At 70.7% G+C, this 10,667-nt stretch carries 3 protein-coding genes; all 3 read left to right on the top strand.

Annotation, left to right across the window (positions count from 1 at the left end):
* Positions 1-12 precede the first annotated feature (12 nt).
* The 3 genes from SCNU_RS20605 (at position 13) to SCNU_RS10355 (ending at position 10,621) form a co-directional block, all read left to right on the top strand.
* Positions 13-783, top strand: coding sequence for an MTB12 C-terminal domain-containing protein (locus SCNU_RS20605; protein WP_009679320.1), 771 nt, complete (start codon positions 13-15; stop codon positions 781-783).
* 77 nt (positions 784-860) lie between these two features.
* On the top strand, positions 861-6,116 hold the full coding sequence (locus SCNU_RS10360; RefSeq protein ID WP_009679319.1) for a non-ribosomal peptide synthetase: 5,256 nt from the start codon (positions 861-863) through the stop codon (positions 6,114-6,116).
* A complete protein-coding gene (locus SCNU_RS10355; protein ID WP_009679318.1) occupies positions 6,113-10,621 on the top strand; it encodes a non-ribosomal peptide synthetase in 4,509 nt (1,502 codons plus the stop codon). The genes SCNU_RS10360 and SCNU_RS10355 overlap by 4 nt, the downstream gene beginning before the upstream one ends.
* Positions 10,622-10,667: the final 46 nt, after the last annotated feature.

Here is a 10,667-nt window from a genome sequence, read left to right as displayed (position 1 = left end):
TTGAATTGCGGCATGTATGACGAAGAGCGCGTGGAGCAGCCCGAGGCTCCGGTGGCGGAACCCGCTGCGGCCGGTGGCGCCGGATCTGCGGTCAACTGGCCCACGGTGATGATGGCGGCGGGAATCTCCGCTGTCGTATCGGCGATCATTCTCGCCATCGGTCTGGTCGGCTTGATGCTGAGCGACGTCGGCAACTCGCGCTCGACGGCGCAGGAACCGCCGGCCACGGTGGTCAACCTGGGTGCGCAGCAGCCGCAGGCGGGGACGCCGGCGGCGACGACCAGCGCGGTGTCGTCGTCCGAGGCTCCGGCCGAGGACGCGCCGGCGGCCGACGTGCCGGCCGCCGACGCGCCTGCGGCTGATGCTCCGGTGGCACAGGCCCCGGCAGCGCAGGCTCCGCAGCAGCAGTCGACGTCGCAGGCGGCCAGCGGCCCGACGAAGCCGACCGCCGCGCAGTTGCAGGCGGACCTCGACTTCCTGGGCTCCGGCGCGTCGAACGCGCAGAAGGCCGAGCGGCTGGAGGGCGGCTCCCGTGCGGTCGGTCAGGCGCAGGGCATTCTGAGCCTCGCGAAGAAGTTCAAGCCGATGGGGCTCACCTATCAGATCGTCGACCCGGTCACGATGAACGGCCAGACCGCCTCCGCGCGAATGAAGCTGGCGTCGCCGGGGTATCAGCCCAACTACATGACCTTGAAGTGGGTGTGGAAGGACGGTCGCTGGAAGATGACGAACCAGTCCGTCTGCGCGCTCGGCGCGTACGCGAACATCCCCTGCAATCTGTAGGACTCGACTCGAGTGCAAGGCCCGGGGCTCACCGCCCCGGGTCTTTCTATTAGGTAAGGCTACGCTAAAGTATCGGCATGACGATTGACCTTGCCGCACGCCGACGAGAACTCCTTCGCAAGCGGCTCGAGGACGGCGGTCTGGCGCGTGACGACGCCGGTCGAACCTCCTCCTCGCGGTCGGACGGCGACCGCACGCCGCTCCCCATGGCGGCGCACCGGCTGTGGTTCACCGGCCACCGGAATCCCGACGACACCTCGCTGAACGTCTCCGTCGCATTCGAGTTGATCGGTGGGCTCGACGTCGAGCGGCTCCGCGCCGCGTTCACCGCCGTCATCGCACGGCACGAGACGCTTCGTGCGCGTTATCTGGCAGACGACGACGGCGCGCCGGTGATGGAGCACCGCGTCGCCGCTGAGGTCGGTTGGCAGGAAGTCGACCTCAGTGAGCTGTCGGAGAGCGCGGCGGACCGTCGGCTGCAGGTCCTGGCCGCGCGCGAGGCGCGCAGCCCGTTCCGCCTCGCGGAGTCGAGTCCGATCCGGGTCACCCTCATCACCCGAGCCGCGGATCGCCACGTGCTCCTGATCTCGGTGCATCACATCGCCTGGGACGACGACTCCTGGGGCGTCCTCTTCGCCGAACTGGCGGCGACGTACCGCGACCCCGACGCGGACCTCCCGCCGATCACGCGCCAGTACGCGGACCTTCCGGATCCGACCGACGAGCAGATCGCCGCGGACCTCGAGTACTGGTCGGCGGCCCTGCGGCCGACGCCGGAACCGCTCGACCTGCCCGGCGGCACCGGTTCCGTCGGCAGCGGTCGCGCGCATCGCCGGCTCGACCCCGGAATCGAAACGGCGGCGGCCGACCTCGCTCAGACCAACGGCACCACGGTGTTCGCCGTCCTGGTCGCCGCGACCCAGGCATTCCTCCATCGCGCGTTCGGCGCCACCGACGTGCTGCTCGCCGTACCCACCACCCTGAGGCCTGCGGGCGCGGCCGATCTGATCGGCTACTTCGGCAACACGGTGCTGCTGCGCGGCGCCGTCGATCCGGAGTCGACGCTCACCGAGGTGATCGGCGGCTCGCGCGAGACGCTCGCGGCCGCGCTGGGCGCGGGCCGCGCCCCCGTCGACCGCGTGGTGGCCGAACTCGCCGACGATCGTCGAAGCGGCCTCGCCGGCCTCGTGTCCGCCAGCCTGACACTGCGCCGGGACCTCACCGGTCTCGACCTCGACGGGCTGACCGCGACGCACCTCGATGGCCTCCATGCACCGAACGCGCAGCTCCCGCTGGAGTTCGCCGTGGTCTCCGGTGACCGGCCCATTCTGGAACTCCAGTACCAGACCGACCGGTTCACTGCGGCCGATGCGGAGTCATTGCTCGACGCGTACCGGAGCTTCCTCGAAGGCACTCTCGCAAGCCCGGATACCGCGGTCCGCGATGTGCCCATGCTCGACGCCGACGGTCGTGCGGCTGCGGTCGAGGCGGCGGCGGGCCCCCACGTGACGGACGATCCGCACACGCTCGTCGGGATGTTCGCCGCGGCGGTCCGCGAGCGTCCCGGGCACCCGGCGCTGATCACCGACGATCGGACGATCACGTACGCCGAGCTCGATGCCGCCGCCGAGCGGCTCGCCCGCACGCTGATCGCCCGCGACCCGGAGGCCTTCGCCGGATCGGATCCGGTGGTCGCCCTGCGAATGTCGGCGAGTGCGCAGTTCGTCGTCGTCGCCCTCGCGGTGCTCAAGGCGGGCGCGGCCTACCTCCCGGTGGACCCGGACTATCCGGCCGACCGCGCCGCATTCCTGCTCGAGGACGCGAGGCCGGTGCTGGTGCTGGACGCCGACGAAGTCGACCGGCTGAGCGCCGAGCCCGACTCGGATGCCGAAGTCCCCGAACTGCTCTCCCCGTCGTCGCTGGCCTACATCATCTACACCTCGGGTTCCACGGGCACGCCGAAGGGCGTCGCGGTGGAGCACCGGGCGATCGCCGAGCACCTCCGCGCCTTCGGTGCGACCAGCGTCGTCGGCGCCGACGACCGGCTGGTGCAGACGTCGTCGGTCAGCTTCGACGCGTCGATGTTCGAGATCTTCGCGACGCTGACCGTCGGGGCGACACTGGTGGTGCCGAAGAAGGGGGCGCTCACCGACATCGCCTATCTCGCCGATCTGCTCGTCCGCGAGCAGGTGACGGTGATGCACATGGTGCCGAGCATGCTCTCGACGCTGCTGCTGATTCCGGAGGTCAAGCAGTGGACGACGCTGCGGACGGTGCCGGTCGGCGGCGAGGCGCTCCCGGGCGAGGTCGCCGACGCATTCACGACGGCGTTCGCCGCCGACCTCAGCAACAACTACGGTCCCACCGAGGCCGTCGTCGCCGCCACGCATCATCGTGTCGACGGGCCGCGCGGCGGGGCGGTCGTGCCGATCGGCCGACCCAATCCCGGGGTGAGGGCGCATCTGCTGGACGGCGGCCTGCAGCCGGTGCCCGAGGGCGTCGTCGGTGAGCTCTACCTCGGCGGCCGTCAGCTGGCGCGCGGGTACCTGCGCCGCAGCGGACTCACCGCTGCGCGCTTCGTCGCCGATCCGTTCGCGCCGGGGGAGCGCCTGTACCGCACCGGCGACCTCGCGCGTCGCGGCGCGGACGGCGAGCTTCGCTTCGTCGGTCGCTCCGACGATCAGATCAAGGTCCGCGGCTTCCGCATCGAGCCCGGTGAGATCGAGACGGTGCTGGCCGCGCATCCGACGGTGCAGCGGTCGCTGGTGACAGTCGTCGACGACCGGCTGCTCGCCTATGTGATCGCCGAGCCGGATGTGGTCGTCGAGCCGTCGGACGTTCGCGACGCGGCCGCACAGGTCCTGCCCGCGCACATGGTGCCGGACGCCGTCGTGGTGATCGACGAGGTGCCGATCACGGTGCACGGCAAGCTCGACCGCGCAGCGCTGCCGGTCCCCGAGGTGGAGGCGGCGGAGTTCGTCGAACCGGCCACCGCCACCCAGCGCCGCGTGGCCGCGGTGTTCTCGGAGCTCTTCGGCGGTCGGGCCGTCGGCGCCGACGACTCCTTCTTCGACCTCGGCGGTCACTCCCTGCTCGCCGCTCGACTGGTGACCGCGCTGTCGTCGGAGTTCGGTCTGGACGTCGACGTCCGCACGCCGTTCGAGCATCCGACGGTGGCCGGACTGGCGACGGTCCTCGTCGAGAAGGCGCAGGCCGATCTCGGGATCGACCTGGACGCGGGCGGAGCGGAGGACTGGGCCGACGACGACTGGACGAGCGCCGAATTCGGCGGCGTCTCGCTCGCGGCCGACACCGACACGAACGTCAGGGGGGCCCCCCCGCCGCTGCCCGCAGGCAGCGGCGACAGTCGTGCGCCGCTGTCGTTCTCTCAGCTCGCCATGTGGTTCAACCACCGCTTCACCGGCGCGAGCGCGGCCGACAACATCGTGCTGAAACTCGGCATCGACGGACCGGTCGACACCGGTGCTTTGGGCGGAGCCGTCGCGGACGTCGTCGAACGGCACTCGTCGTTGCGAACATCGTTCACGGAGGTAGACGGGCTGCCGGTGCAGATCGTCGCCGAGCGGGCCGACGTGGAACTCACCGTCAGCGACGTCGAGGAGGCGGATGTCGCGGCCGCGGTGGCGCGGGCGGCGACGGTCGTCTTCGACCTCGCCGAGGCTCCGCTGCTGCGCCCGCATCTGGTGCGATCGGAGTCCGGTTCGGTCCTCGTCCTGGTGATCCATCACATGGTGGTCGACCACGGCAGTACCGAGGTGATCATCGCCGACCTCGCCGCCGCTTATCGGGCGCGGACGGGTGGTCCCGCGCTCGCTGCCCGGGCCGACGGTCCCCAGTACACCGACTTCGCGGTCTGGCAGCACTCGATGTTCGGTCTGGATGCGGACCCGGCCGCCGACGCCGGCCGCTACGGCCGCGAGCAGATCGACTTCTGGCGCGAACGGCTCGACGGACTCCCGGACGAGATCCTGGTGGCGACCGACCGCGCGCGCCCCGAGGGGCTGAGCCACCGCGGACATCTGGTGGACTTCGCGATCAACGCCGAGCGGTACGCCCGTCTCAAGGCCGTCTTCTCGGCCGCCGGCGTCAGCGACTTCATGGCGCTGACCGCGATGTGGTCGGCTGCGCTGGGATCGCTCGGCGGTGGCACCGACATCGCCGTCGGCACCCCCGCGGCGGGCCGAGTCGATCCGGGAACCGAGAGGCTCGTCGGACTGCTCGCGAACATGGTGGTGCTGCGGACCGACCTGGCGGGCGAGCCGACGCTCACCGACGTGCTGCACCGCTCGCGCGACGCCGTGCTCGATGCCTTCGCTCATCAGGACCTGCCGATCGAGCGGTTGGTGGAGGCGCTCAATCCGCGTCGCACCCGCGCCCGGAATCCGTTGTTCCAGAGCATGATCCACTTCCGCGATGCGGCAGGCGACACGGCTGTCGACTTGTCGGATGAGACGAGCATGCGGATTCTCCCGATGGAGATGGACGCCTCCTATCTGGACCTCAATCTCATCGTCACGACCGTCGACGGCGGCGGCCTCACCGGCCGACTCGTCGCGAGCGCCGACCTCTACGACGAGGACGCAGCCCGCGGGATCGCCGACCGCTTCGTCGGACTGCTCGACGAGTTGGCCCGGCATCCGGACCGGCCGCTCGGCCAACTGGACGTCGAGCCGCTGCCCGGCGCGCTCGACAGGTCCGCGCACCAGGAGGATCCGGCACGGCTGGCCCGACTGATCGCGGCGGACTCGCCGCGCCGGGTGCAGGCGCGACCGGCGACGCTCGCCGGTCTCCCGCACGCCGGCCTCACCCATTGCGCCTCCGTCGGCACCTGGATCGTCGACGGTGACGGCGCGTCCGAGGCCCTGGCCGAGACCTTGCGCGCACTCTCTCCGGGCTCGCTCGTGATCGACAACTACGCCGCCGCACCCGCCGCGGCACCGGTCGCCGAGATCTACACAGCAGGCGGCGGAACCGAGACGGCCACCGAACGGGCGCTGGTCACCATGCTCGAAGAACTCCTCGGCGTCTCCGGCATCGGCCGCGACGACAACTTCTTCGCCGTCGGCGGCGACAGCGTCATCTCGATCCAGTGGTCGGCACGCGCCGCGGCGTCGGGCATCGCGCTCGATCCCCAGCAGATCTTCGATCACTATTCGATCGCCGAACTCGCCGAGGCTGTCGACGCCGCGCGCAACGAGACCGGAACCGCCGACGAACGACCGGAGCCCGACGACGCCTCACCGATGTCCGCGTCGGGGCTGTCGACCGACATGCTCTCGGCTCTCGGCTCGGCATGGGAGGCCCAGCAGTGACGGCACAGCGGGAAGGCGCGCAGGCCAAGCCCGCGATCGAGGACGTGCTGGCACTGTCGCCGCTGCAGTCGGGTCTGTTCTCGCTCTCCGAGATGGCGGGCGACGGCCTCGACGTCTACAGCATGCAATTCGTCGTGGAGATCAGCGGACCACTCGACGCCGAAAAGCTCCGCAGCAGCGTCGCCACCGTCATGCGACGTCACCCCAACCTCCGGGTGAGCCTGTGGGATGAAGGGGTGCCGCACCCCGTGCAGATCGTTCCGTCACAGGTCGATTTGCCGTGGCGGACCGTCGTCACGGCACCCGACGAGTTCGATGACCTCGCCCTCGCGGAACGGACGCAGCGCTTCGACCTGCGTCACGGGCCCGCGATGCGCGTGGTGCTCGCCGAACTGCCCGGCGGCCGCCACCGACTGCTCCTGACCGCCCACCACATCCTGATGGACGGGTGGGCCATCGCCCTGTTCTTCCGCGAACTGCTGTCGATCTACAGTGCGGGCGGCAGCGCGGACGGCCTGCCGCCGGTCAAGCCCTACCGCAACTACATCGCCTGGCTCGCCCAGCAGGACTCCGCGGCGGCACTCACCGCCTGGTCCGCGTACCTCGACGGTGCGGTCCCGCTGCTCCTCGGGGCACCCGGTACCCCGGTCACCGAGCCGCAGCGACACCGCCGCACCGTCGACCGCGAGGAGACCGCCCGGATCCTGGGGTGGGCGCGGCGCAACGGTCTGACGCCGGCCGCCGTCACGCAGTACGCGTGGTCGGTGGTCCTCGGCAGGCTGTCGGACCGCACCGACGTCGTCTTCGGCACCACCATCTCCGGCCGACCGCAGAGCCTGCCCGGCGCGGGGGAGATGGTCGGGCTGTTCATCAACACCGTTCCCGTCCGTGTCGATCTGGCCGCCCAGCCGACGGTCCTCGAGGCGGCCACCGCGGTGCAGCGCTCCGCGGCCCGGATGCGCGACCTCGGCTTCCTCGGCCTCGCCGACATCGCGCGTACCGCAGGCACTTCCAACCTCTTCGACACCCTCTTCGTCTACGAGAACGCGCCCATCGGTTCAGCCACCGAACCGGTCACCGCCGCCGACGGCACCCGGTTCCTGCCACTCGCGATGGAGTCCCTGTCGCACTATCCGCTGACGGTCGTCGCCTACGAGCTCGACGGCGAGCTGGTCGTGATGACCGAGTCGGTCGCCGAGTGGCTGGGTCCGATCGATCCGGCCCAGGTCATCGAGCGGATGATCGCGGTGCTTCGTGCCCTGCCGGAGGCCGCGGATGCGCCGGCGGACACCCTCGATGCGCTCCTCGACCACGAGAGGGTGTGGGCGTCGAGGCCGTCGGCGGGCACCGCCCTGCCCGCCGGAACCACCGCGATCGGGCTGTTCGCGGAACAGGCGGACCGAACTCCGGACGCCCTTGCACTCGTCGCCGACGACGGGACCTGGACGTACGCGGAACTGCTTCGCCGGGCGCGCGCCGTCGCGGCGGAACTGCAGGCCGCGGGTGTGAGTCGTGGTGACGTCGTGGCGGTGGCGCCGCGACGGTCCGGCCGGACGGTCGTCGGACTGCTGGCGGCGATGCTCGCCGGTGCGGCGTACGTGCCGATCGATGTCTCGATGCCCGCCGCCCGGATCGAGAACCTTCTCGCGCAGTCGGTCGCGGGCGTGGTCCTCACCGACTCCGAGTTCGCTGATCTCTTCCCCGGTCGGACGGTCCTGTCGGACTGGCCGTCCGACTCGTCGACGGCGTTCGTTCCCGTGCCGCTGGATCCGACCGACGCCGCCTACCTGATCTTCACCTCCGGATCGACCGGTGAACCCAAGGGCGTGATCGGCACGCAGGGTGCGCTCGCGAGCTACGCCCGGGACCACCGCGACCGCGTCCTGACCGTCGGACGCGAGCGGTTGGGGCGGGCGATGCGGGTGGCCCACGCGTGGACGTTCTCCTTCGACGCCTCGTGGCAGCCGCTGGCCGCGCTGCTCGACGGCCACGAGGTCCACCTGTTCTCCGACGACGAGACGCGCGACGCCGCCCGGCTCGTCGCCGCACTCGGTGAACGCGGCATCGACATGATCGACACCACCCCGTCGATGTTCGGCCAGCTGTCGGCGGCCGGACTGGTGTCGGGGGAACCGGGTCGCCCGACGCTGACCGTCCTCGCGCTGGGCGGTGAGGCCATCGGCCCGGCGCTGTGGCGACAGCTCGGGGCACTCCCGCGCACGGCCGTCTTCAACTGCTACGGACCGACCGAGACCACCGTCGAGGCGATGGTCGCGCGCGTCTCGGAGTCGCCGGTGCCGACCATCGCCGGGCCGACCGACCGGATGACCGCCCGGGTGTTCGACTCCCGGCTGCGGCCCGTGCCCGACGGTGTGATCGGCGAGCTGTACCTGACCGGCGATCAGGTGACGCGCGGTTACCAGGGCAGGCCCGGGCAGACGGCGACCACCTTCGTCGCCGATCCGCGCATACCCGGACAACGCATGTACCGAACCGGAGACCTGGTGCGCCGCAACGCAGCCGGGGACATCGTCTTCGTGGGGCGGGGCGACGACCAGGTCAAGATCCGGGGCTACCGGATCGAGGTCGGCGAAGTGGAGGCCGGCCTCCGCTCAGTCTCCGGTGTCCGCGACGCCGCAGTGATCGTCGTGGACCGGCCGATCGGCGCGGCATTGGTGGGCTTCGTCTCCGGGACGGACACCGCGCTCGACTCGACCACCGTCCGCAGCGAACTGGCGCAGCGGCTTCCGTCGCACATGATTCCGACCCGGGTCATCGTGCTGCCGGTGCTGCCGGTCAATCGGAACGGCAAGCTCGACTCGACCCTGCTGACCGAGTCGGCGCGCGCAGCGCTCTCCGGTGGCGGGATCGTCGGTGGGCAGTTGGATGACGTGGAGGAACGCGTCGCCGAAGCGGTGTCCGGAGTGCTCGGTACCCGGCCCGGTCCCGACGACGACTTCTTCGACCTCGGGATGGACAGCATCGTCGCGATGGCGTTGGTCACCGCGATCCGTGCGGGCGGGGACGAGATCGCCGCCCGCGACGTGATGACCTTTCCCAATGTTCGCGATCTGGCCGCCGCGGTCCGCCGCGGCAAGCAGTTGGCGCGGATCGCCGCCGAACGGGAGTACGGCGAGGTGCCCGCTCTGCCGGTCGTGGAGTGGATGTACGAGGGCGGCGATTGGCGGCGATTCACCCAGACGGTGCTGTTCCGCCTGCCCGACGGGTGCGCCGACGTGCAGGTCGTCGAGGTCCTGCAGTCGCTGCTGGACGCCCACGACATGCTGCGATCCACGCGCGAGAGCGGTGTGCTGGTAACCCGTGAGCCGGGAACGGTCGACGCGGCCAGCCGCTTCTGGGCGCTCGAGGGGGAACCGGGACGCGGCACCGGTGAACTCGTGACGATCGCCGCCCGCGAGGCGAACGACGCCATCGACCCCGACCGCGGGCACATGGTCGCCGCGGTCCGCGTGCCGGTGGACGCCGGCGACGACCTCCTGCTGCTGGCCGTCCATCACCTCGCCGTCGATGCCGTCAGCTGGCAGATCCTGTTCGGCGACATCGCGCAGGCCGGTGCCACCGTCAGTGCGGGCGGACCGGTCGCCCTGACCGCCGAGTACACCGACTATCGCGCGTGGAGCGAGCGACTGCTCGCCCGGTCCGGATCGGACGAGGTCGTCGCGCAGCGCGACTACTGGCGCGACCAAGTCGTCGGCGACGACCCGGTGATCGGCGAGCGCCGTCCCGAGATCGGACGGGACGCCTGGTCGGCACTGCGATCCGCGCCGGTTCTCACCGACGTCGACGTCACCGAGGCGGTCCTGAACGGCATCGACCAGCGGATCGGCATGCGCGAGTTCCTGTTGACGGCGTTGGCGGTGACCTTCGCGTCCTGGCGCAGTGAACGGGGACAGGACCCGTCGGCGGGTTCGTTGATCGCGCTCGAGGGACACGGTCGGGAGGATGCGACGGTCGGCGACGACATCGACACCGGTCGCACCCTCGGCTGGTTCACCACGGTCTTCCCGGTCCGCCTGGCGGCCGGCGAGTCGCTCACCGTCGACCGGCTGGAAGCCGAACCCGATGCGGGGCGGACGATTCTCGATCATGTTGCGGCGGAACTCGATTCGATTCCGAATCGCGGCCTCGACTACGGACTTCTGCGGTATGCGGGGCGCGACGCGGACCTGGTCGCGAGCCTCGAGCCGCAGGTGGAGTTCAACTACCTCGGACGCTTCGATCTGGGCGTCGCCGGCCAGGACCCGGGCCCCTGGCAGCCGGTCGTCGACCTGGAGCTGAACGAGTACCTGCCCACCGACCCCGAGCCCGACCTGCCGCTGCGCTACGCGCTCGACGTGGTCGCCGTGGTCCGCGGGACGGACGCCGGTCCGCAGTTGGTGACGAACTGGCGCTACTGCTCCACAGTGCTCTCGGCGTCCGACGTCGACCGGTTGTCGTGTCTGTGGTCGCGCGCGGTCACTGCACTCGCGACGATTCTGGCCTAGGTGTACTTCCCCGACACGTTGTGAACATCTGAGTTGAAGCGAAGAC

Origin of the sequence: Gordonia neofelifaecis NRRL B-59395, from assembly GCF_000192435.1 — a bacterium.
Taxonomy (GTDB): domain Bacteria; phylum Actinomycetota; class Actinomycetes; order Mycobacteriales; family Mycobacteriaceae; genus Gordonia; species Gordonia neofelifaecis.
Note: the sequence above shows the minus strand (reverse complement) of the source record. Positions and strands in the feature narration are given on the sequence as shown.

Coding starts and splice junctions, on each gene's coding strand:
- SCNU_RS20605 (WP_009679320.1), top strand. CDS start 13: ATGTATGACGAAGAGCGCGTGGAGCAGCCCGAGGCTCCGGTGGCGGAA.
- SCNU_RS10360 (WP_009679319.1), top strand. CDS start 861: ATGACGATTGACCTTGCCGCACGCCGACGAGAACTCCTTCGCAAGCGG.